Annotated in this window: 15 protein-coding genes and 7 pseudogenes; 12 read left to right on the top strand and 10 right to left on the bottom strand. The window is 50.4% G+C overall.

The features are described 5' to 3' along the window. The first annotated feature begins 4 nt into the window (after positions 1-4). From ACODNG_RS05755 to ACODNG_RS05740, 4 genes are all read left to right on the top strand, one after another. Complete coding sequence (locus ACODNG_RS05755) at positions 5-1258, top strand: sulfatase-like hydrolase/transferase (RefSeq protein WP_434522789.1); 1254 nt, start codon at positions 5-7, stop codon at positions 1256-1258. Continuing rightward, positions 1255-2367, top strand: coding sequence for a glycosyltransferase (locus ACODNG_RS05750; RefSeq protein WP_434522788.1), 1113 nt, complete (start codon positions 1255-1257; stop codon positions 2365-2367). The genes ACODNG_RS05755 and ACODNG_RS05750 overlap by 4 nt, the downstream gene beginning before the upstream one ends. Positions 2368-2673: 306 nt before the next feature. Next, positions 2674-4089, top strand: a complete 1416-nt coding sequence (locus ACODNG_RS05745) for a DUF2206 domain-containing protein (RefSeq protein WP_434522787.1) — start codon at positions 2674-2676, stop codon at positions 4087-4089. Continuing rightward, complete coding sequence (locus tag ACODNG_RS05740) at positions 3986-4672, top strand: DUF2206 domain-containing protein (protein WP_434522786.1); 687 nt, start codon at positions 3986-3988, stop codon at positions 4670-4672. Before ACODNG_RS05745 ends, ACODNG_RS05740 begins: the two co-directional genes overlap by 104 nt. 26 nt (positions 4673-4698) lie before the next feature. Here the strand turns inward: ACODNG_RS05740 and ACODNG_RS05735 are convergent. Beyond that, a pseudogene (locus ACODNG_RS05735) lies at positions 4699-5304 on the bottom strand (IS6 family transposase). A gap of 292 nt (positions 5305-5596) precedes the next feature. On the opposite strand from ACODNG_RS05735, the gene tnpC reads away from it, so the two are divergent. After that, complete coding sequence (gene tnpC / locus ACODNG_RS05730) at positions 5597-6961, top strand: IS66 family transposase (protein ID WP_434523061.1); 1365 nt, start codon at positions 5597-5599, stop codon at positions 6959-6961. Positions 6962-7046: 85 nt separating this feature from the next. On the opposite strand, the gene ACODNG_RS05725 is transcribed toward tnpC, so the two are convergent. The 4 genes from ACODNG_RS05725 to ACODNG_RS05710 are packed head-to-tail and all read right to left on the bottom strand — an operon-like array spanning position 7047 to position 11377. Next, positions 7047-8513 (bottom strand): flippase, encoded by a 1467-nt coding sequence (locus ACODNG_RS05725; RefSeq protein WP_434522785.1) that lies wholly within the window; start codon positions 8511-8513, stop codon positions 7047-7049. Beyond that, positions 8513-9439 (bottom strand): hypothetical protein, encoded by a 927-nt coding sequence (locus tag ACODNG_RS05720; RefSeq protein ID WP_434522784.1) that lies wholly within the window; start codon positions 9437-9439, stop codon positions 8513-8515. The genes ACODNG_RS05725 and ACODNG_RS05720 overlap by 1 nt, the downstream gene beginning before the upstream one ends. After that, positions 9436-10278, bottom strand: a complete 843-nt coding sequence (locus ACODNG_RS05715; RefSeq protein ID WP_434522783.1) for an alkaline phosphatase family protein — start codon at positions 10276-10278, stop codon at positions 9436-9438. The genes ACODNG_RS05720 and ACODNG_RS05715 overlap by 4 nt, the downstream gene beginning before the upstream one ends. Beyond that, positions 10271-11377, bottom strand: coding sequence for a glycosyltransferase (locus tag ACODNG_RS05710; protein WP_434522782.1), 1107 nt, complete (start codon positions 11375-11377; stop codon positions 10271-10273). The genes ACODNG_RS05715 and ACODNG_RS05710 overlap by 8 nt, the downstream gene beginning before the upstream one ends. Before the next feature lie 218 nt (positions 11378-11595). On the opposite strand from ACODNG_RS05710, the pseudogene ACODNG_RS05705 reads away from it, so the two are divergent. Then, a pseudogene (locus tag ACODNG_RS05705) lies at positions 11596-12479 on the top strand (IS1595 family transposase). Positions 12480-12500: 21 nt separating this feature from the next. Here ACODNG_RS05705 and ACODNG_RS05700 read toward each other — a convergent pair. The 4 genes and pseudogenes from ACODNG_RS05700 to ACODNG_RS05685 all read right to left on the bottom strand — a co-directional run. Next, positions 12501-13124 (bottom strand): annotated as a pseudogene (locus tag ACODNG_RS05700) (IS5 family transposase); the annotation flags it as partial. 106 nt (positions 13125-13230) lie between these two features. Beyond that, a complete protein-coding gene (locus ACODNG_RS05695) occupies positions 13231-14145 on the bottom strand; it encodes a glycosyltransferase family 2 protein (RefSeq protein ID WP_434522781.1) in 915 nt (304 codons plus the stop codon). Between the two features lie 85 nt (positions 14146-14230). After that, positions 14231-14911, bottom strand: a pseudogene (locus tag ACODNG_RS05690) (IS6 family transposase). A 70-nt stretch (positions 14912-14981) separates the two neighbouring features. Further along, positions 14982-15434 carry a DUF1616 domain-containing protein gene (locus ACODNG_RS05685; protein ID WP_434522780.1) on the bottom strand — a complete coding sequence of 151 codons (453 nt, stop codon included), beginning with the start codon at positions 15432-15434 and terminating at the stop codon, positions 14982-14984. Positions 15435-15680: 246 nt separating this feature from the next. Here ACODNG_RS05685 and ACODNG_RS05680 point away from each other — a divergent pair, with 246 nt between their 5' ends. The 4 genes and pseudogenes from ACODNG_RS05680 to ACODNG_RS05665 all read left to right on the top strand — a co-directional run bounded on the left by ACODNG_RS05680 (position 15681) and on the right by ACODNG_RS05665 (position 18668). Then, entirely contained in the window at positions 15681-16820 is a 1140-nt protein-coding gene (locus tag ACODNG_RS05680; RefSeq protein WP_434522779.1) for a glycosyltransferase family 4 protein, read from the top strand. A 95-nt stretch (positions 16821-16915) separates the two neighbouring features. Continuing rightward, positions 16916-17227, top strand: a complete 312-nt coding sequence (locus tag ACODNG_RS05675) for a DUF433 domain-containing protein (RefSeq protein WP_434522778.1) — start codon at positions 16916-16918, stop codon at positions 17225-17227. A 562-nt stretch (positions 17228-17789) separates the two neighbouring features. Next, a pseudogene (locus ACODNG_RS05670) lies at positions 17790-18194 on the top strand (UDP binding domain-containing protein); the annotation flags it as partial. Next, positions 18194-18668 (top strand): annotated as a pseudogene (locus ACODNG_RS05665) (NUDIX domain-containing protein). The pseudogenes ACODNG_RS05670 and ACODNG_RS05665, both read left to right, overlap by 1 nt. A gap of 190 nt (positions 18669-18858) precedes the next feature. Here the strand turns inward: ACODNG_RS05665 and ACODNG_RS05660 are convergent. Further along, positions 18859-20895 (bottom strand): hypothetical protein, encoded by a 2037-nt coding sequence (locus ACODNG_RS05660; protein WP_434522777.1) that lies wholly within the window; start codon positions 20893-20895, stop codon positions 18859-18861. A gap of 97 nt (positions 20896-20992) precedes the next feature. On the opposite strand from ACODNG_RS05660, the gene ACODNG_RS05655 reads away from it, so the two are divergent. Further along, the gene (locus ACODNG_RS05655; protein ID WP_434522776.1) at positions 20993-21202 is read left to right on the top strand and encodes a cold-shock protein; all 210 of its coding nucleotides are present in this window, start codon (positions 20993-20995) and stop codon (positions 21200-21202) included. 728 nt (positions 21203-21930) lie between these two features. Further along, a pseudogene (locus tag ACODNG_RS05650) lies at positions 21931-22763 on the top strand (PstS family phosphate ABC transporter substrate-binding protein). The last annotated feature ends 5 nt before the right edge of the window (positions 22764-22768 follow it).

Here is a 22768-nt window from a genome sequence, read left to right as displayed (position 1 = left end):
AGATATGGGAGAAAATATCATCTTTGTTACTATTGATAGTCTGCGTGCGGACCACTGCGGCCATCATGGGTACAACCGTGAGACAACACCTACACTTGACCAGATGGCCTCCGAGGGATTGGTTTTTGAGAATGCAATTGCTCCCGGCCCTCGAACACCCGATTCACTACCAGCAATCTTCACTGGCTATCGCCCCATCCCGGACGATCAGCGTATCGAATCAGAACGCGAGGTTATTTCGAACCATCTCAATCGGCACACAACTCTCGCAGAACACTTCTCTAAAAAGGGGTACGATACTGCCGGATTCACACCGAACCCGTATACATCTAGATATTTTAACTTCGACACAGGATTTCATCACTATCAGGATTTTATGGATGAAGACCGTTCGAGACGCCTGTTTGAACGGATACTAGAAGGAGGATCACTGCCATCTGTAGCACTTCGCTTGCTACTCAGTGGAATACAACGCGAGAATGTATTCAAACCGTGGGAAGCGTATTACAATGAAATCCTAGAATGGATTGAGTCCGCTTCAGAACCGTATTTCCTGTGGGTCTTCCTGATGGATTGCCACATACCATATCTGGCAAACTCTGAGACGCGCACGCAGTCCCGACTGAACTCCTACTACGCAAATCTCCGCTGGTACTGGGAAGACAAAGACGAGCGGTTCCCAGACCAGGACCACGATCGTTTGGTGACGGCCTATGACGACTCGATTCGGTACTCCGACGCATTCCTCAACCAACTGTCTTCAGACATCTCTGACGCATCTTTCGTCGTCACTGCAGATCACGGCGAATCATTCTTCGAACATGGTCGATACGGCCACCCACCCGAGTGTCTCTATGAAGAGAATATCAATGTCCCATTGGTGGTCTACGACGGATCCACCGAGGGAAGTGTCTCAAAACCAGTCTCCATCTCAGATCTCGGAAACCTTCTAAACTCGATCAGTGAGGGCACACCAAAGATGTCCTCCCCGAATACAATAGTATCTCACCCGTTAGGCGGGGATAAAGTAGCAGTTAGAGGAGACAAATGGAAATATATCAGTAAATCGGTCAGTAACGGCTCAGATACTGCGGAAGTATATAATCTTCTCGACAACCCAGATGAAACTAACAACATCGCGGAAACAGAAAGTCAGCTCTCTGAGATAGGCCAGTCGATATGCGCAAGACGCAGTTCTCAAGAGCGGGAACGAGAGATGATTCGTCAAGTCGTTATGGACAACAATCTACAGGTATGACAGATATTTGTATTGCTCACGGCGGTGACATCGGTGAACCTAATGGGGGAACAGACAGGGTTACCGCGTTAGCAGCGGGATTGAGCGACCGCGGATACGACGTTACCCTCGTTGTTCCCACCCCCAGCAATCAACTAGACGAACGCTTTTCCGATCTCCGGATTGAATCGATAGACTTGCCGACACACGGTGTCTCGACACAGCCGAGACGTGCGTATCAGATCTCCAAGCGGGCTATTGAGGTCGCAGACAAGGAAAACGCAAAACTCCAGTTCGAACATTCCACACTCGCCGGCGTCGGAACGTTTCGAGGTGTCTCAGATTTCGTGCTAGACATCCACGACCTTGCGTTTCGTTCACCCCTATATGGCGAACTCCCGATGGGATCGATTATCCAGCGCTTCATCGAATTTGTTGAGGGACGAGCGATCCATCGTGCGAACAATATTGTCGTCGTCTCAAAATTGATGAAAGAGATTATCGTTGAACAGTGGAAAGTACCAGTAGACGATATCATCGTCGTGCCGAACGGTTACTTCGAACACCGGATCGCTCCGTACCGTTCAGTGGAGACCGTTCCAAGTCGAGTCGCGTTCCTCGGGACACTTCACCCAAAGCTCGACATTGAGGCCATGTATGATATTGCCAGGCTACCTGAAGTAGATGAGTTTGTTGTTATTGGAGACGGAAATCGTCGAGAAGATCTGGAATCTGCAAGCAAGCAGATTGATTCCCTCAGTGTAACGGGACGTTTACCAGATGAAAAAGCGTTCCAGCTAGTAAGTAGTGCCGCAGTCGCAGTTAATCCGCAGTTCCCGTCAGAGCTCCAAGCGACCTCCTCCCCGGTCAAGCTCTACTACTATGCCGGCCTAGGTGTCCCGTCTGTCGTTACAGAAGGTCCAGAACTTGCCACAGACTTAGAGGCTGCGGGAGCTGCGAAAGTGGTCTCCCCAAATGAAGATTTCGATATCGCAGTTAGAGAACTTCTCAATTCCAAAGATCGGCGAGAGTCAATGAAACAGTCCGCGAGAAGGGCGGCTGAAACGTTTCAGTGGTCACGGCGGGCAGCACAGTTTGCAGAGGTCTACGAACCGGTGGTCGACATGTGACTCGTATAGTACAGTTGTCTGTCCGAAAGACTAACTAATCACTATGATTAAATACCTATCAAGCAGATGATTCGACCTATCCCATCGTCTATTCACGTCGATGCGAGACAAATTGTAGCTATTGTTTGGACTGTCCAATTGTCATTATTCGTCCTCACTGCGCTTGCTGATCTCGGGGTTCACGTACCATTAATTCGTCCTCCTCTAGCCGTATTTTACTTGACGTTCGCTCTAGGCGCGTTGATGGGGTTGGCGTTCAACCTGCAGACTTCAACAGTTACGCGGGCAGTTCTCTACGTCGTTGGAATGAGTCTCATGATTGTAATGGGTATCGGCGCAGTTATCAGTTTGATTTATCCTCTATTAGGTGTGGATCGTCCACTCTCGACGTGGCCAGTTCTATTGACGCTATCTGCTTTGGTTACTGTTCTCAGCGCTAAAGTCATCCACAGTAGTGATTTCTCATGTGTTATTAATATTGATGATACTATCTCCCCCTTACCGCTCGCGTTCCTGTTTCTACCGATTACAAGCATTTTCGGATCATACGCACTTGTGAGGTTTGATAACAACCTACTTTTGCTCTACTTGCTCGGCGTTATAGGGATGATTCCCGTCGCTGTTGCGGTTCGAGATCGTAATTCGCAGTGGTACGGCTTTGTAGTTTGGTGTTTTGCCTTCGCATTGGTGTATCACGCTGGTCTCTGGCCGTTCAGTGGCGGTCATCCCGAGTTCGCATTGATGATGGAACATGGCCGCTGGTTGCCGAACGCTAATCCGGGTGTTGGTTCATTGTTACCGAACTCAGTCTTGTTTCCTATCTACGCCCTGTTGACAGGGTTTCCGATGGCAGTCGAATGGTCTGTAGTTAATCCTTTTCTCGTATCGTTTCTTCCTGTTGCCCTGTATACAATATACCGGTCACAGGTCAGTGCAAAACGAGCGCTAATCGCGTCGTGTCTTTTTACATTTTCATATCCATTTTACGTCTTGTTTCCGGGTGCAGGACGAACGGCGACACCGATTATGTTTCTCGCTCTGATGGGTGTCACTGTTACGGATCAGGAACTCACTGGCATCCAGAAACAGGTTCTTACGATAACTTTCGCCGCTGGTTTAGTTGTCTCTCACTACGGGACCGCGTATGTCATTATGTTCGCGCTTCTGGTAGGTGCGGTCATCTTCCAGAGCATTCAACAAATTGATATTCTGCACGACTACTTGGACGAAGATAGCAAGATTGGATATATAAATCAACAATTTCGGTTTTCTTTGTCATTTAGACAGCAGGTGTTCCGGCCCACATTTCTATTCCTCTACTCGATATTCGCAATAGCGTGGTATATATACACAGCTGAAGGTGTAAAGTTTTACCAACTTCCAATAAAGGTTGTTGATGCAATTTATGGAATTATCTACGGTCAAGCGTCGGGTAGCGCCGCAAACGTGGTCACGAAAGACTACGGCTCGCAGTTAGTTGCGACAACCCGACTGTTCTATATATTTTTTGGTGCTCTGATGAGTATTGGATTTCTTTATGTCGGGTACCAGCGTGCGGTTCGTCGCAACCAATTAACCTCTGACCAGTTCTATGCGATTGGGAGCAGGGCACTTCGCTATGCTCGCTGGATCCGCGTTACCATCTGGGACAGGGTTCTCCGTTGCCCGCGTGATGATGATCGTATTCACGTTTTCAGCACCATTCGCCCTTTTTGGTATTGATGGCATACAGAGCGCAATTTCGTTTATTATGGAGCAACTATCGGTTCCTAATTTAGTTTCTAGAACAGAGGCAGTGCAAGTGTTTGCGGTTATTCTCTGTATCTTCTTACTCATGAACTCGGGTGTTACTGCGGAGCTTGTACAGCGCGATTACTCACCAAGTCAAAAAATAAGTAATGAAAGACTCCTGAATAGCGATGTACCGTCTGAACGGGCACAAGCCACGCAGTGTTTACCCTGTGATGTTAATACACATGTATGGTTATATAAACATGCAAGCGGGAGTATTCAGGCATATGGTGACGAATATATTGAGTCACAAACAGATTTCTATTCCGCTGCTATTACTGAACGTGTTGGATTTACTCCAGGGCCAAACTACTATAAATCAATATGGACTGCTCGTAACGGCACGAATGAAACCGCATATTTAGTATTGTTACCACGGAATATTGATACTAATGGAGTCTACGAAACGAAATACCGATGGCATTCAATGGACAAACTCGAACCAATATATCAAAATTCGAGCGTAATATACCATTCAAATGAAACTAACATTTATATAACCTATGGTGATTAGACTCACAGGTGACTAAATTGTCTTCGTTAAGCTATGTACGGATCGTGTTTACTTAAACATCGATTCCAGCAGACGGCGAAGTTTCGGAGACTGACTCTGCTGTCGTTGGCTCCGTATTTCTAGATGTATTCAAAAACAAAGTTTTCGACTTTTATTTCTCTAAATATATCCGACGATATCTCGATTTCCATGACGAATGATTTGAAATCGGAGCGGCGATCGTGAGAGTATAGCTGTGAGATGTCCTCCAGCGTCAACGAGAAAGAGTGGATTCTCAACGTGTGGGTCTCTCTGAAATTGCGGAAAACACTAGAATAAATTGTTGACTTTGGACGGGAATACGTTAACGTGAAGGAATTCATTTGCGCGAGGATCTACGGCGGCTTACAGCCAGAATCTGTCCGAGTCGCTCTGAATCGCAGTCTCATCGACTGCCACGCGAGTTCGGCTCGCACCGTCAGCTGACTGTAGATCGGCCTTCTGAATCCAGTTGTGAATTGCTGTTCGACTCCGATCGACACCCAACTTCTCAAGATATCGTTTGGTATTTGAAGTGATAGTCCAGCAAGATGGTGTTGAATATCGGTTTCAATGAGTTCGTGAGGTGTCCGCTCTCGCTCCACAAACTCCATGTCTATTCAGTCTGTATAGCCGTTGAAGAAGTTGTTTTCTGACATAAAGTATTCGAAACTATGGCCGCCTCATTCTTAACTTGTACGTGTTTAGCCCCAGAGAATTTCGGCACTGTCTCGTAGCAGGCGACCAATCGGGGAGATATGTACCCTCAGCAAGGGCTAGTTGAACTTCTTCAGGGATGGTCTCCGTCGGAGACCATCCCGGTGACGCTGCTGAGGTAACGCTGAGGTGGTCATAGTGGATAGCCACGACCTCAGCAAAGACGAGCTTCTCTCACGGTTTCTCCAAATGGAAGAGCGGATCGACGAGCTAGAGGGAAATCTCAAACAGAAGGACGAGCGAATCGAAGAACTCGAAACACGCCTTCGCAAATACGAGAATCCGCACACTCCACCCAGCAAGCGACGGTCAGGGACCGACGAGTCCCCGACCTCGCAGGATGACGAAGACGACGATGTCCGAACTGACGGCGGCACTCCCGGTCGGAAGGACGGTCACGATCCGGAGTGGCGTTCTACAGCTGATCCCGACGAAGAAATCGAACTCACCTGTGACTGTTGTCCTGAGTGTGGCGAGCACTTCGACGAGTCGGTGGGCGTCAGCCCCCGACTCGTCGAGGAGATCCCTGATCCGCAGCCCCCAGAAATCACCCGGTACAACCGCCACTACTACCAGTGCGCTTCCTGTGGGACAGAGACAGTTGCTACACACCCCGACTGCCCCGATGAGGGGCAGTTCGGGGTGAACGTCATCGCTCAATCAGCTCTGTCACGGTACGATCACCGCCTTCCGTACCGGAAGATCGCTGATCGCTTCGAGCAACTGCACGGACTCGAGCTCTCGGTCGGATCCGCGTGGCACGCGACCGAGCGCGCTGCGCGCGCCGGTCGCTGTGAGTACGAGGAGATCCGTCAAGAGATTCAGGATGCTGACGTGGTTCACATCGACGAGACAGGCATCAAACGCGACGGTGAGCAAGCGTGGATTTGGACGTTTCAGACCGTCCAACACACGTTGTACGCGGTCAGGGAGAGTCGTGGAAGTGATGTTCCCGCAGAAGTCCTCGGCGAGGACTTCGCGGGAACGGTCGTCTGTGACGGGTGGACGGCGTACCCAGCTTTCAGCAGCAACCTCCAGCGGTGTTGGGCGCACATTCTTCGAGAGGCTGAAGACGCCGCGGAAAAGCAGGCAGAAGGTGAACCGATCCACCAGGCTCTCAGACAGGTATACGTCGCTCTCCAGGCCCGGCTGGAGAGAGACCCAAGTCCTCGTGAGAGAGCAGACCTCCAGCGTGTGGCGCGAAGAGGGCTTGAATCGCTGATTGACCGGTCAGTACCCGACGGACCAGTGGCAACACTGCTCGGGAAGATCGAAGGAGGTCTCGACCACTGGCTCACCTTCGTCGGTGAGCCAGCGGTCTCTCCGACGAACAATGCCGCAGAGAACGCGCTTCGTGAGCCAGTAGTTCTCCGGAAAATCATCGGAACGCTCCGTAATGACCAAGGAATGTTCGTTCACGAGACGGTCTTGTCCCTGCTGGCGCCACGTCGCCAGCAGGGACGCAATCCATACGAAGAGCTTCGTCGAGTCGTCAGCAATAATGAAATGATCTCACGGGCTCACGCTGTGCCGGCTGTCGGGACCTCGGGGTAAACACGTACCTTAACTTAATGTCGCCGTCTTTGACCACTCCAGTCTCTTCACGTACGCTGCAGGCTTTTATCCCATCAGAGCCATTTTATCGTAAACTTTGCAATAGTTCCATGTCGCTACTATTAATGAATAGTGCTACTAATAGTAAACAATATATGAATATTACAGGAGCCATTAGAGCAAAACTAAATAATCCATCATACGGTATAGTATAATATATAAAGCACACCGGAATTGCACTGACTATAATTGATAGGAGTTTAGGTGTGATGGTATGTAGCCCAAATTCGTTGTATAGAATGCCCATTGCAACCATGCCTCCAATAAATGTAGACACGGCGAGACCAATCGCAGCTCCCGTTATCCCTAATGTTGGAACTAACAGATAATTAAGGATACTGTTTACCGAAACTTGTAATATAGTAATATAAAGCACGACATATTTTCTCCCAACTCCTATTAAAGAAGGTATTGGTAGTCCGAATATGAACGAAACCATACTACCTAATAGAATAATCCGAACTGATTCTGTGCCTGAGAGATAGTTTGAACCAAATGATAATCTGACTATTGGTTCAGTGAATAGAAAAAGTAAAATAAATATGGGGATTGCCACCAGAACCATATATTTGGTAATATCTCTATATATCTGAATCATACGCACATAATTTTCTTTTTTATCAAGTTTTGCCATTGTAGGAGGTAATAAAAATGCGATACTTGAAATAAGTGAGTTGAGTACGTTCCCAATTTGTAGGGATACATTATATATTCCAACATCTTCGGAATTCAAAAAATATCCGACCATATATATGTCTATATTTGAGTTCAAAAAGTTGACGCCTTGGAAGGCTAACAGAGGAATTGAAAAGTATAGTATCTCCTTATACCTAGCTTTGGCATGATAATTCAGGTTCGAAAGGAGATCCCAGATAAGAGCGACAGATAAAAAAAAGCAAGTAATTATTGCTATGGCATGACCAATAATTGCACCAACTGATGCAAATCCTAACAGCACTAATCCTCCAATAAATAACAATCTGCCAACAGGGCGAGCTATTTGCCTCACATATGCATGAGGCTTTGCATCACCTATTCCTTTAGATATGGAAATAGTAAGACCAGTGAGAACAGTAAAGGGAATACTGATTACAGCCAGTCTAATTAGAGTAGATAATTCTGGTATATCAAAAATTCGATCAGATATTATTGGTGATAGTACAAACAAGCCCAATGATATGAGTATACTTGACACAAATCCAATTTGAAGTGCAGCCCATATTACGCCAGATAATTTATCATTATCGTCTTCATATATCGGAACTTTTCTCATAATACCATCGTCTAGTCCGCTGTTTGCGAGAAAAGTCGCCATATTAATTATACTTAAGACTAATATCACTTGGCCGTATCCGGATTCTGTTAAAAATCGTGCCATAGCGATTTGAACAAGATATCCGACCGTGATCGATATGATCTTGCTCCCCGATACTAAAATTCCTCCTGATAGAATAGAACTAATGTCAGTTCTCTGCTGACTTTCTTCAACCATTATTCAAGATAGCCAAGATCTTGAAGTCTACTATTAACACTAGAGGCTTTATTTGGATTAGATTCTGAAACGAGTTGAGAGGTAGTAACTTTTTTGCGTTTATCAAAGGGTGGCACCAACCAAGGTACATTGACTAGTTCTGGTGTGTAAATTCCAGTTGGGTGGCCCCATTCTCTAACTGGAATAGGAGAGCTCCGTTCACCCAGCATATTACCGTGGTCGGAGGTGATTACTGTCTTCCCGACTAGTTCGTCTAGTAAGTCTTTGACTTGGTTTAAACATATTCTCAAATTCTGCTCATAAGATTTATAAACAGAATGAGTATCAACTGAGATCTCCCCCAAATATATCTGTGTCCATGACCCGGCTTCTCCCGGTTTCAAAAACGCTTGAGAATTATCAAAGTCGCTAGGCTTGTCGCCAATAAATGGATAATGTGGTTGAATGTAATGTACTATAAATCTCTTTTCAGGAAACTCTTTACTCAACTTCATTGCTTCATTTGTAACGGTAGTCGGTAAAACCGTTTTTTTCTCACTATCCCAATTGTTCTCCCAGACATTTTCTACATGGAATATTTTGGAATTAATTTCATCACGGTGTCGATGGAGTTGTGGATTAGAATTTACATAAACAGTGTCAAGTAATTTTTTATTTTTGAAATTTCCACGCAGGAACTCTACAGTACTCGAACCTCGTGAAATTCTTGATTCAAGTTTTCCCGTAATTATATCTTTATTATTCTTTAACAGATTAAACCTACACGCGTCAAGTAAAATGAGATTATCCCAATCTTCCTCAAATATATCAATACCCTTATTATTGTATTCTCGTCGTCGAAATTGAGTATAATATGCCCTGTTGGCTTTTCTTGCCAGTAATTTTGGGTGGTGAGCTGTACGGGATAGTTCACTAACTAGGCTCATAGTAGCTCGATCTGATTTAGGATATTTTCAACATTTATACTTTTTCCACTAAGGGGTGTAGTTGATGGATAAAATGGTGTTCTGTGGTGTGAATCTCCGGAATCTGTCCGAGATGGTACACCGTACTCTGAGAGGATGATTGTTTCATCGAATCCATTAGAGCTAGCACTCTTAATTAGTTCATTACAATAACTTCCAATCCGATCATAAGCTTTTCTCACTTTTTCCATATCCCAGTTATTTTCGTAGTATACGTGTTGTATCGAGTCTATGTATTGGAAATGGATCATGAGTAAATCGTAGTCTCTCTTGAGTTCTTTTTCAAGTACTTTTTTTCTCCACTGAAAATTCTTCTCTATGAGCTTTTCGGATTCTTTTTCACCTAGTCCAGGATATTCGTTTGCCCTAATTGTATTACGAAAAATAAGCCATTGGATTTCTGGATTGTACGAAGGTAAAAATAAGGGCCTGGCACAAATATTTTGATCGAAGACAGTCGATGTTTCAATTTCACTTTCTATATACCTTCTTCGCCGGCAGAAGTCCCACCCTTTATTAGTATATATCTTTCTCCGGTACATCTCTCCCCACTCTGGAAGGATTTCTTCCACTTTTCGCACAAGTGGATTTGTATAGTGCATCGAACCTAGAATTCCGTGTTCTTGCGGTGGTTTACCTGTTATCATCGATGCTATAATTTCATCGGGTTCTGTCTTTTCACAAACACTAATGTCAATTGAGCCATGATAGTCCGTGGTTAGATCTTCCTCCAAACTGAATAGTTTAGAAAGACGATAATCTATTCCCCCAAATATTGGTATAAAATATTTTTTACTCATCGCCCACCAACATTTTGTACTCCGAAACGTATTCTGACACCATTCGTTCAGCATTAAACCTTTTTTTTGCCATCTCAAGACCTCTTTGTCCCATCGTGTAAGCCTCGTCGCTCTGGATAATATCAATCATTCTTTCACTCAGTATTGACACATTTGTACGAGGGATTAAATAACCTGTCTTACCGTCCTTTACTACATCATTATTTCCAGGTACATCTGATGCTATAATTGGTAAGCCCCCAGACATCGCTTCAAGTAATGAGATTGGTAACCCCTCATTACGAGAATACGACACATAGGTGTCTGCTAATCTCAGATACGGATTAATAGACTCAACAAACCCAAGAATTGAGACATTTGATGAAAGATTACATTCCTTAACACAACTTCGAAGTTTGTTCTCCAAGGGCCCACCACCAACAAGAATAAGATGTGCCTTAGGTTCAGATTTCACAACAGTTTCCATAGCTTTTATAATATCGATCTGTGATTTTTGTTTTACATATCTGCCAATATTCAAGAATACAAATTTATCTTCAAAATCCAATTTTTCCTTAACTTTTTTCATTGAAGATGATTTTATTAATTTATTTAGCTCTTCAATATCTATTCCATTGTTTATTGTTTTTATTTTTTTCATACTATATACGTGAGAATCCACCATCTCATTTTTAACACCCCTAGATACAGATACCGTCCGATTATCGGCGAATACTGTTGCTTTGTCAGCTGCCCTAATCACCGGATGGAATTGAGAAGGAATATTATGATACGTACTAATAATTCTGGAGTTAGATATGGTACCAGCAATCCGTCCAATCGAACGAGCATGTGGGAGATGCAGATGAATCAGATCATACTCATTTTGATTAAAATGTGAGATTACCCTAGGTATTACTCTAACATCTAATAACGAATTAGCATCAAATGACGTTACTTCAATTCCAAGTTCTTCAAGATCCTCTCTACGGTCATGATCTACCCCAAAGTAGCAAACATCATATTTGATGTTATCATTATTAGTCTTATTTATTATATCATAGACAATTCTTTCTGCTCCCGCATGAGCTAACGTATTTATAAAGTGGCAGACATCCATTTGTGATAAAAACTACTTATCCCGACATCGTATTAATATTTTGGCTCTGTGGTTTCGGTACACAGAGGCGGATTTCACGGATATCGGACGCTCCGACGGAGGTTGTAGACGGTGGCTTTCAGCAGCATCGCTCTTCTGTAGGAGATTGTTGATACTGCTGAGCTGCTGCTGTCGAGTCGAAGAGGACAAGGACACCGCGTCAGCGGTGTCCGACACGAATGATTCCGCTGGATGTGTTTGGGTCGGAATCGGTCGCAGCGGACCTGTTACAGCAGGTTCGCTGGCGTGACGGTGTTTCCTGTCCTCGCTGCCGTTCTGACCGAACGGTCAGAAACGGCAGCTATGGGCAGTTTCAGCGGTATCTGTGTAAGGATTGCGACCGCACGTTCAATGATAAGACCGGCACAATCTTCGCTCACTCGAAGATCGCACTCCGCAAATGGTTGTTCTCGATCTACGCGTTCTTGCGGTTTAACACCAGTCACTGGCAGTTACAGTGCGAAATAGAAGTCACCTACAAAACGATCCACAGGCGTGTCGAGCGCTTCGCCGAAGCGCTCGACGCGCCGTCACTCGATTTCCGTGGCCCAGTCGAAATTGATGAGTCTACGTCTCTGCCGGCTTGAAAGGCCGCGAGCGCGACCGCTGGTTGCGCTCTCGCGGCCTCTCTCGATGCGGACGCGGAACGTATGAGCAAGACAAACCGCCCGTGTTCGTCCTCGTGGATCGTGGCACTGAGCAACGGTACGTTGTGCCGGCGAAATCCGCAGACGAATCGACGATCCGGCTCCTGCTGGCTGACCGCCAGCAGGAGCCTCTCACGGTCTATACCGAGGGATTTTGCGCGTACGATCCGCTTGAAGAAGATGAGCAATTCGACCGCGAATACGTCGTTCACGGAGACGGTGAATCCGCCGACGACACGGTCCACGTGAACACCTGCGAGAGCCACGCGTCGCTGGCGCGACGGTGGCTCTCGCCGCATCGAGGCATCTCAAAAGATCGCCTCACACAGTATCTCCGAGCGTTTCAACTCAGACGAGAACTCTACCGCAAACCCGGACGACAAGCGCTCAAACACGCCGTCAAAGCGTCTCTCTGAAATCAACAATGTGCTAAACAAGAGCGTTCGGTGTTTAATCAGCGGTCTGATGCCGTTTTCGCGGAGTTCATCGTGGAAGGCTTTGGCGTCGTAGCCGCGATCAGCAGCGAGGCTCCGCAGGTCACCGGCGTTACGCCGGGCGACCTGCGGGCCAATCTTCGCATCGTGTTTCTTTGAGGTCGTCGAGTGGATGTCGGTGATGTACAGCGTCTCGACATCCACGAGAGCCGTGACTTTCAGCGCTCGAACGCGGTAGTTCGTGCGGTTAGCGTAGTGGCGGCTGGGCTGATCACGATCAAAGCCAGTCGAATCGATAGCAGCGTGGCCGGTGCGTTTCTCGGCTGACGCGCCGAGAAACGCACGCCACGTCCTGGTCGGAATCCGCTCAAACCACGTGCGAAGCACCGTGTAGTGTGGAAGTCTAGTGAGTCCGATCTCTTCAAGGACGCCGGGCATTTCTGAGAGCAAATCCACCGCAACGCGGTAGGATTTGCCCAACTCAATGCGGAGTGCATACACGGTGAGCATCGCCCACTCGGCCAACCCGCCTCCCCCGCTGGGGTCGGCGGGTTCGTCCGGATTAGCGACAACTGATTTAGCCTTAGCCACCGTAACACGCGTGAAGAGACGGATTTCGGATGTCACACCGATCTGTCTGTTCGCTTTCTACAGCAATAACGGAGTCGTAGCCCTCGCGTCTAGCGAAACTACAGAGCCAAGAAATTATAATATTATCTATGAAAGATAGTTATTAGCTGTCGATTGTTCCTTGATGGGAGTCTCCCATCAGATACTTGTTTTGAATCGATCGACCAAACTCCCACCCTGGCCGACCAAATAACGAAAGCACTAATGCAGCGATATATTCTAATTGAATGCCCTGTGCAAGTCGGTTAACTGAAAGAAGATGTCGAATAGAGTCTCCCGACCACATTTGTCGGTTATACTTGGTACTTGCTGCAAGGAGATGGGCGCGTATCATTGCTTCTTGTCGGGTTTTCTCATCGTATAATTCTTCATAATAATCGATCATCTCAAATCTTTCTTTGACGAGTACCTCTGACCCTCCAAGCGAGTTATCGCTATCTCCACGAAGTGTAAGGGGTTCTTCGATGAATTCAAACTCCGTTCTACGTGCCAATTCAATTTTCATTGCACCGTCGTCATTTGGGAGTTCAGCCGTTGGGATCACCTCTTTGAGTATGTCCCCGCGGATCAACATCGTTGAGGGGATACATGGTGCCATCGCGAAGCTTAGTGCCGTCTGGAGAACATCTCCGTGGACTTCATCGTCAGGAAGTACTGAATGACCGTTGTGCCATTCTAATCCCGAATACACGACACCAGCCTCAGATTCTCGTGCTTTATTAAGTTTAGCTTCAACCGCTCGCTTTTTGAGAGAGTCATCGTCATCAAGGAAATGGACATACTCAGATAAACAGGCGGAAACACCATCATCACGAGCTGAGGCAACGCCACGGTCGTGGTCCTGAGGAAGATACTTCACTTGGGGATACTCCTTTACCACAGGTTCGGCATATTCATTACCACTACCATCAACAACGATCACTTCTGCAGGTTTGTGCGATTGGTTGAGTGCACTTTCGATAGCCTCCCGAAGTGGACCATTTCGCTTGTACGTTGTTATAACTATGCTAACATCCATTTTTCAGATATACCGAAGATTCTCTGCGAAAGTACTTAATAGAACGGGTCTAGCCTCATTTTGAATCATTTCAATTCGGTACTGTCTAGTTTAGCACCTCCTCAGCTGGCGTTCGATCGTCGAGTGATTGATGCGGACGTTGATGGTTATAATAGTGTACGAACTACTCAAGCCATTCGCGGACGCTTGCCTGACTGCCCACCCACGAGTTATGGAAACGGTCAACTCGCATCTTGAGGGTGTGAAACCACTTTTCGATCAGGTTTCGGTCGGTGTAGTCAACCTGACCGTTCAATTTTAATCGAGAGAGGGCAGTCCGGTAGCCGAACTGATCGACGAGAAACGTGGCGTCAGAGAGATCGTGTTTCTCACGGAGACCAGCGAGGAACGCAGCCGCTGGATCGGTGCCATGTCGTCCGAATAGCTGGACATCGAGAATTAATTTTGTCTCGATGTCTATTGCAGCATATAGCCAAGACAGCTCACCGTTAATTTTGATAGCAGTTTCGTCAACAGCGACCCTTGACAGCTTCGCCGTCGGCGGGTCGCCAATGCTATCAGCAACTCGATGTACCCACTGAAAGATCGCTTGATGAGAGCGTTCAACACCAAAGAGTCGAAGAATCTCTTGTGTTTCTCTGAGAGAACAACCGGTCGCGTGGAGCCGGACGGCAAACGCCCTGACGGGCGTCGCCGTCCGCTCACGCTCCCAACATTCAAGATTCGTCGTCTCTAGCGTCTCAGTGAGCAGTTCTTGGTTGAGCATGAACACCTAAACTAAGAACTGCTCACTTCTCAAACTGTCTTAACTTGACAGTGCCACCCTTCCTATAATTCTATCCTGTCGACACATTTAGCCACAACCGGAGCGACCGATATGGCTTCCCGGATATTGATCCACCTTTATAGAGTAACAACCGTAGTTTCTGCCGACCAGATTCCCTAGTGGTAAACGACACATTCTCTTCCCAAGTCTCACCGTTGTTGATCCGGACCTGCTGTTGGTCAATCGTGTTATTGTCTAGCTCTGTCACTACTGTGTACGTCATGTCCTGTTGCTCGTGGTTCGTTACACCCACAATTACTGTTCCGGTCGTGTTAACCGACAGATTTCTTGGGTAATTGTCGGCGTCCCCTTCGGTACTAAGCACATAGAACTCCGAGTACGGATCGGCCGCAGACGGTGGATATGTCGAAATATACCCTATTCCCAGGATAGAAATCAATAAAGCGACGACTAATATCCAGGTCACTACGGTTTTTTTGGTGTCCATCCGATAACGGAACACAGTCGCCAGTTCCGAAACACTTTGCGATCGCTACGATGCAACGGTTACTTGTCTCATCCGTAGAGAACTGCTAATTGGACTTTCTTTTCAAAAAATCGAGTATTAGATGACATTTCGAGCTAATCACGACACATAATTATTCACTATAGGTAATATATCACCAATATATGTTTGATATTTGGATTAAAATTCTTGCGGATATTCCCATCGAAACAGTATTACTATCACAAACTGAGGGATGACACGATGCGTATTGCGTGTGTAACTAATGTTGTTTATCCATATATAACAGGCGGCGCCGAAAAGCGCATCCACGAGATCGGCACCCGCCTCGCCGATCGGGGCCACGAGGTCACCGTGTACGGCCGGCACTTCTGGGACGGGCCCACGGAGATCACTCACAAGGGGATGACACTCCGCGCGGTCGCGCCCGAAGCGGACCTCTACGCCGAGGACCGGCGCTCCATCACCGAGGCGATCGACTTCGCGGCCCGGGCGCTCCCGCCCCTCCGCAGGCGTCTCCGGAACGACGAACACGACGTGGTCGTCGCCAGCGTCTTCCCGTACTTCCCGGTCCTCTCGACGAAGCTCGCGAGCCTGCGGACGGACACGCCCCTCGTCACGACCTGGCACGAGGTGTGGGGCGACTACTGGGCGGAGTACCTCGGACGCCTCGCGCCCTTTGGAAAGGTCACCGAGCGCGTCACCGCGCTCACTCCCCAACACCCGACCGCGATCTCGGCGATCACGGCCGACCGCCTCGCCGCAATCGGGCCCGACCGCGAGGACATCGACATCGTCCCGAACGGGATCGACGTGGAGCAGGTCCGCGCCGCGCCGCTTCCCGATCGGGGCTACGACGTGCTCTTTGCGGGCCGGCTGATCGAGCACAAGAACGTCGACGTGCTCTTGGAAGCGTTCGACGCGGTCGCCGCCGAGCACGACGCCACGCTCGGGATCATCGGCGACGGCCCCGAGCGCGACCGGCTCAAAGCGAAGCGCGACGCGCTCGCTCACCCGGACCGCGTCGAGTTCCTTGGCTTCCTCGACGACTACGAGGATGTGCTCGGCCACATGCGCGCCGCTGACGTGTTCGCCTCGCCGAGCACCCGCGAGGGGTTCGGGATCACCTTCCTGGAGGCGATGGCCGCGGACTGTACCGTCATCGCGGCCGATCACCCGGAGTCGGCTGCCGACGAGGTCATCGCCGACGCGGGCTTTCTCGTTGAGCCCACGGTCGACGCGCTCACGGAGCGACTCGACGCCGCATTGGATGGTACACGTCCACCGACATCACCGGTGGAACACGCCCGCCAGTACGACTGGGACGCGATTGCCGAGCAAGCAGAAACAGCCTATCAGCGCGCCATCGACGGCGAGTGGTAAGCGAAGAGAGTCTCGGAAAACATCACAACTGCTCGTACTAAAATGGGGTCGGTATCCCCCGAAAGACTAAGCCGATATCACCCGTACGCCCCGGTATGCCCTCGATCGTGCGAGACAAGGCGATTCGCTCCAGTGAGCCGCGTCTGGAGGGAACGCGGATCACCGTCCGCGATCTCAAGCGGCGCGTGATCGATGCCGAGGAGGATCCACACGTCGTCGCCGGCGAGTACGGAATCTCGATGGGCGACCTCTTCGGCGCGCTCGCGCACTACTCCGAACACCGCGACGCGTTCGAGGACGATGAGCGGGAGGCCGAACGGATGCGTCGCGACGGCGGGCGACAGACGCGCAAACTCGTCGACGAACTCCGCGGCGAGAACGCGGGATCGACTGAGGACGCAGCGTAGTCGTGAGCCGAATTCTCGCCGACGTGAATGTGCCCGAAGAGTACGTCTCCTCACTCCGTGGTGACGTTCACGATGTCGTATACCCCCGGTAGATCTCTGTACTCGGTCCGGAAGTGACCGATGACGCGATCGTGGAGTACGCCGCATCTGAAGGGACAGCCATCAGATAGAAATACTTCAAAATAATGACAGAGGTGAGATTTCTTTTAAATAGGTTAGATCCTCACCAAGCTGTCGTTCTAGAGATATTGGTGTAGATCGACTGAATTTTGCGACACTATTATACACTAGTATCAGATGCCTCAAAGATGGCGTTAGAGTAGCTCTACAGAGACACCATCAGATTTTGTGAATAAAATTTCCAGATTTATCACTCTCACACTAATTTGTGTATCCAGCGAAACACCAGACGGGATTGGGCGTATCGTGCTGCGTCACGATATCAACAGGGGAAACGGGGGGTTGTTTTATAAGCAATCCGCCGCCGTATGGCGTACGCGGACTTACATGCGCAGTGTCAATCTCTGTAGGCTTGGCTGAATAAGGTATACGCGCGAATATAGTCGGCGACCGCCAACCCACCCGGCTGCTCTCACTCATGGACGACCACGTCGACGTCGCCGACAAGCGGGTCGCAGTGCTCGGCCTCGCGTTCAAACCGGGCACGGACGACATCCGCAACAGCCGCACAATCCCCGTCATCGAGGGACTCCAGGCACGCGGGGCTGAGATTGTCGCCTACGATCCGGTCGCGATCGAGACCCTGCGTGGGCGGTTCCCCGAGGTCGAGTACGTTGATACCCCCGAAGTAGCACTATCCGAGGCAGCTGCCGCCCTCGTCGTGACTGACTGGGCGGAGATAACGGTCCTCGACGACGAATTTGATGCCATGCGGACGCCCGTAGTCGTTGATGGCCGTCGGGCAATCGACCGCCGCGACGGGATCGTGTATGAGGGACTCACGTGGTGTCCGACCCACCGAACAAATCCGACGACGTACACGATCGATGGATCCCCGACGACGAGTGGCAGACCATCGTCGCGAACGTCCCGCTCGTCTCGGTCGATCTCCTGATTGAACACGATGAGGGCGTGCTCTTAGGGAAACGGGAGTATGAACCCGCGAAAGGCGAGTGGTTCGTGCCCGAAGGCACAGTATTCAAAAACGAACCACGCACTGACGCCGTCCACCGCGTTGCCGAGGTAGAACTCGGCCAACCCGTCTCATTGACGAGTGTCTCGACACGTACGAACACGTCTATGAGACAGCTGACGTTGACGGTGTCGACTCGAAACACTATCTCGCGACCGGCTACCGGTGTCATTTCGAATCCGACAATCCAGAGATGATGGCGACGACCAGCACAGCGGCTTCCAAGTCTTTCGACCGCCGTTCGAGAATCTCCACCTATACATCACACAGTATCTCGACGATCGCTAGCTCAAATTTTGTGATCAGTCTACGACATCTGGTTTCACAAGAACCCTCCTGAATCGATTTTTCGACCCACGCCAAATTTCCAGCCACTAGCCTCCGCGTGCCAACTCACAATCACGCAGCGACACCCCTACCGCTTCCGCTGTTTGTACCGCCATGTTCCGGTAATCACTTCGCGCTCTGTATAACTTCATCACCGATGAATCGATCGCGTCAACGCGAACACGAACACGGCGATCAGAAACGCTCCCAGAAAGCCTTCCACCGCACTCATGATTTGTGGCCCGAAGCCAGCATCAACCGGGCTCGCTCCCAAAATGAACGTGATGAACGACTGGAGACTCAAGAGGAGGTATCCAACCCCAAGCCGTCCTTCCACGGGCGGTGTCACCCCCAAGAGTCGATAACCACCGGCAAACAGGAAGATTGTCCCCACCGATGCGAGAATTGGACGCTGGGGACGCTCACCGTACCCGGTGATGAGTCCAAGCGTGCCGTTACTCACCCATCGATATCCGGCGAGCCATGCTGGCGTCGTCGACGTCGGCTGCCGTGTCCGAGTCGGCGAGAGCTGCCGAACAAGATCACCGATACTTCGAGCAGTACCGACGACCGGGGCGTACACAACCCATGGAACGATCTCGGCTTCTGTACGGAGCGCCGCCCAGCGCTGTCGGACAGTCGCTGCGTGCTGCTTGCGTCGTGAGCGCATTTCGTGAACAAAGAACTCGGATGCTGCCTTGTTGTGGCCTGCATCAGTCGCCCCACTTTTCGCTCGGAGATACGTCTCTTCTCGTTGAGCGTACTGCTCCACGCGATCGAGATCGGCTCCAGCTACCGTCCCCGGCCACTCCTCTGTAAGTCCGTCAAGCTGCCATGTCGGCTTCAGAACGTGGCTGTGGGCACTGAAGTCAAATCCGTCAAAAGCCGTTCGGTTGATATGAAGATACGCGAGTGGGTTTTCTGGTAACGACACCCCATCCGCGACAGTGAGTTCGACTGCACCAACAGTTGCATTGGCCAAATCAAAGTAGGCAGGTGGCGTTGACTGTTCGACAACCCCCGCTGTAAGGGTTGCCTTGCGCAGATCGATCACAGTTGTGGGTGCCTGTAGCCGGCGAAACCGTACTATCTCATCGAAAGTAGCCGATCGAAGTGTAACTGGCTCGTGGCATGTTGTCTCACAGAAGCGCACGACCCCCTGAAAAGATGGATGGGCAGCATCAACAGGCCCGCAAAATTCGGTCGCGAGACACTCCACCTTCCCACCGAATGTACTGTTCCACAGAATTACATCGCTCTCGAAGGTTGTATAATTGAAGATTGCCGCTGTTTTGTAGGTTCCCCGGAGCTGTGCGGTCCCCTGGATGGTCGCCCGCGTGAAGTCAGCTTTTCCTTCGACAGTCGCCCAGAGTTCAACCTGATCAGCGAAGACGGCACTATTGAACATCGCAATATCACGGAATTTGGCACCGTTGAATGTGACTGAGCTGTCGAACTGTACGTACTTACAGTCGACACTATTTTTGAATGTGGTACCTGAGAAATCAATATCCCCGTCGACGCTCACATAGCGATTCGCCGCCTCACCAGTCGTCGTGTCTGTTGACTCCTCAGAACAAAGCTCGGCTCCGAGCAGCGTCAGTGGCGGTCCAATCGTCGCATCAGCACACGTGACCGAGTTTTCGATTGTTGCCAGCCGAAAGTCGATTGGTCGAGTATCCGATTGAGAGATGAATACACCGCTGAGGTCTAGCACCGCGAGTTGAGCTCCGACGAAACAGGATTCACGTCCGGTATCAGGATCAAGAGCGTCTACCATTGCGTCAGTCACATCGCGCCGTGTGATTCCTGCCGCCGCAGTCTCTTCTGGCGAAAGGTGGAAACAACAGCGATCTTCCTGCTGAACGGCGTCGTGTGGACACGTCGACGGCAACCACGAGTGCTCGTCACGCCAGACAGTTGCGAGCTGAGATAGCGACAATTCGAGTTGATCAGCGCCACCCATCGTCAGTACCTCACCCACAGGAGTCACCGCAAGAGATTCCGGATCGGTATCAAGTCGCGCAGCAATCGTGTCGATCCGCTGGGTGATATCGCCGGTGATCGTTTTTCGGAGTGCAGTTTCGAGATCCCAGACTCGGCCAACGTGGCGTTCGATTCGCTCGTCCCACGTGGTGGACTCAAAAAATGTACATCGAGCGTCAGAGCCACCAGACCGAGAGTCCATTGCCCGTATCCAGACCGGATCGCCGCAAAAAGGTACCGCAGATCGGATGGTCGTGTGAAGCGTATGGTTTCAAGACCGTTTGGGATAGAATCCGACCATGGCATGCGGCCAAGTGAGGTTCCTCAGCGAACGGGAAGCATACGGATTCATCGAGCGAGACGGGTACGGCCAAGATGTGTTCCTCCATCGTGCTGACGTGGTTTCCGGATCGGTTTCACAAGGAGTTCGTGTCGAATTCGAAATCTCCTCGGCCGGGCGTGGTCCGCGTGCTCGTGAGGTACGCGTTCTTAACCAAGATTCAGCATAATACAAGGTAGAGCCGCCGACCTCAAGGAGCGAGCGAGTAGGTCGGAGAGGAACCCGACACAGCACTACACCAGCCACGTTCGACGGCGTTTGGATCGGGACGGCCGCCAGCTGGGTCCTCGAGGAGCTGATCGCACAGGACGACGGCTGAGACTAGCGGGACAGTCCCATCTCCCCTTGATGTGTAAGCTCTGTACAAACACCGACACGGTTCTCTCTCTCTATGTACAAAACGCACACATAGAATGAGCACGAGCGACGATCCGCGACGGGTCCATTTCCAGTCGCCGGCGTATCTCGTCGACCAGCTGGATGCGTACGGATCACCCTGATACGTGAGACGCACTCCCGGTCTCCCTTCATGCTGATCGGCCCAGGTCCTACTTGGCGACTCCAGACATATCGGCAATACTTTCTGACTTGTGTGGGCGGATTTCGGAGAGTTCGCTGATTTCCCCTGTTCACCCCGGCATTGATCATCATTCTAAATTCTATGTAGCGGCAAAATTTGGTTTCGCCAGCAACCCTCCCGAAATGTAGCCGACATGCCTCGGGTTTTGGGGCCGGGTGATCTGGTGTCGGGTAGTGAACAAGACACCCACTCGCCGAAACGCATTACAGCTACTCGGTGTCGGTTCCGTTGCGTCGCTCGCCGGCTGCTCCGCCGTTCTCGGTGGCAGCGACAGCGAGGACTCGATCCGTATCTCGGGCGGCGTCGGCCCGCTGCCCATGGTCCAGGTGTGGGCGGAGGAGTACCGACAGAGCAACGACGTCGCCATCGACATCTCGGGCGGCGGCACCGGCGTCGGCGTCTCCGACGTATTGAACGATCAGGTGGACGTCGCAATGATGGGCCGTGCGCCGACGCCGGAGGAGCGCGACCAAGGCCTCTTCGCGGTCCCGATGCTCCGCGACACCGTCGTCGGCACGGTCAACCCCGAGAACCCTGTTCTCGACGCGATCCAAGAACAGGGTCTCTCTCAGGCCGACCTAGAGGCCATCTTCACCCGTGAGGTCACGACGTGGGGGAAGTCGTCGACGCCGACTCCGACGCAGAAATTACTGTGTACGGGCGCTCTGACGCTTCTGCGGCGTACAAGAAGTGGGCGACGTTCATCGGGGAGTACACCCAAAGCGAGCTCGCCGACCAGACCGACGGGAACTTCGACGGCGACCAGCAGGTCGCACAGGCCATCGGCCAAGAGCCCACGGCCATCGCGTTCAACAACGTCAACTACATCTGGGATTTCGAGACGGGCGAGCTCTCGGGGAACGTCCGGCCGATCCCCCTCGACCTGAACGACAACGACACCCTCGACGAGAACGAGTCCTTCTACGGCTCTCGTGACGAGTTCCTCTCTGCGGTCGAGGACGGCACGTATCCGGCGCCGCCGGCCCGCGAGATGTTCCTCGCGTCGAAGAACGGGTTCGACGCCACCTCGAAGTCGTTCGTCGAGTGGGTTCTCACCGACGGCCAGTCGATGGTCCGGGACAACGGCTACGTGCCGTTGGAGCAGAGCCGCCTCGAAGAGGCTAACCAGAAGCTCGAAGACGGGGCCTGAGGGGG

The organism is Halorubrum sp. AS12 (genome assembly GCF_051122765.1).
GTDB classification, from domain to species: Archaea; Halobacteriota; Halobacteria; order Halobacteriales; family Haloferacaceae; genus Halorubrum; species Halorubrum trapanicum.
The sequence above is the reverse complement of the archived record's forward strand: the minus strand, read 5'-3'. Positions and strand labels throughout refer to the sequence as shown.

Bases quoted from the DNA above. Each gene is read 5' to 3' on its own strand.
- ACODNG_RS05745 (WP_434522787.1), top strand. From the start codon at position 2,674: ATGAGTCTCATGATTGTAATGGGTATCGGCGCAGTTATCAGTTTGATT.
- ACODNG_RS05755 (WP_434522789.1), top strand. From the start codon at position 5: ATGGGAGAAAATATCATCTTTGTTACTATTGATAGTCTGCGTGCGGAC.
- ACODNG_RS05725 (WP_434522785.1), bottom strand. From the start codon at position 8,513: ATGGTTGAAGAAAGTCAGCAGAGAACTGACATTAGTTCTATTCTATCA.
- ACODNG_RS05720 (WP_434522784.1), bottom strand. From the start codon at position 9,439: ATGAGCCTAGTTAGTGAACTATCCCGTACAGCTCACCACCCAAAATTA.
- ACODNG_RS05660 (WP_434522777.1), bottom strand. From the start codon at position 20,895: ATGGACTCTCGGTCTGGTGGCTCTGACGCTCGATGTACATTTTTTGAG.
- ACODNG_RS05715 (WP_434522783.1), bottom strand. From the start codon at position 10,278: ATGAGTAAAAAATATTTTATACCAATATTTGGGGGAATAGATTATCGT.
- ACODNG_RS05695 (WP_434522781.1), bottom strand. From the start codon at position 14,145: ATGGATGTTAGCATAGTTATAACAACGTACAAGCGAAATGGTCCACTT.
- ACODNG_RS05710 (WP_434522782.1), bottom strand. From the start codon at position 11,377: ATGGATGTCTGCCACTTTATAAATACGTTAGCTCATGCGGGAGCAGAA.
- ACODNG_RS05740 (WP_434522786.1), top strand. From the start codon at position 3,986: ATGCTCGCTGGATCCGCGTTACCATCTGGGACAGGGTTCTCCGTTGCC.
- ACODNG_RS05655 (WP_434522776.1), top strand. From the start codon at position 20,993: ATGGCATGCGGCCAAGTGAGGTTCCTCAGCGAACGGGAAGCATACGGA.
- ACODNG_RS05680 (WP_434522779.1), top strand. From the start codon at position 15,681: ATGCGTATTGCGTGTGTAACTAATGTTGTTTATCCATATATAACAGGC.
- ACODNG_RS05750 (WP_434522788.1), top strand. From the start codon at position 1,255: ATGACAGATATTTGTATTGCTCACGGCGGTGACATCGGTGAACCTAAT.
- ACODNG_RS05675 (WP_434522778.1), top strand. From the start codon at position 16,916: ATGCCCTCGATCGTGCGAGACAAGGCGATTCGCTCCAGTGAGCCGCGT.
- tnpC (WP_434523061.1), top strand. From the start codon at position 5,597: ATGGAAGAGCGGATCGACGAGCTAGAGGGAAATCTCAAACAGAAGGAC.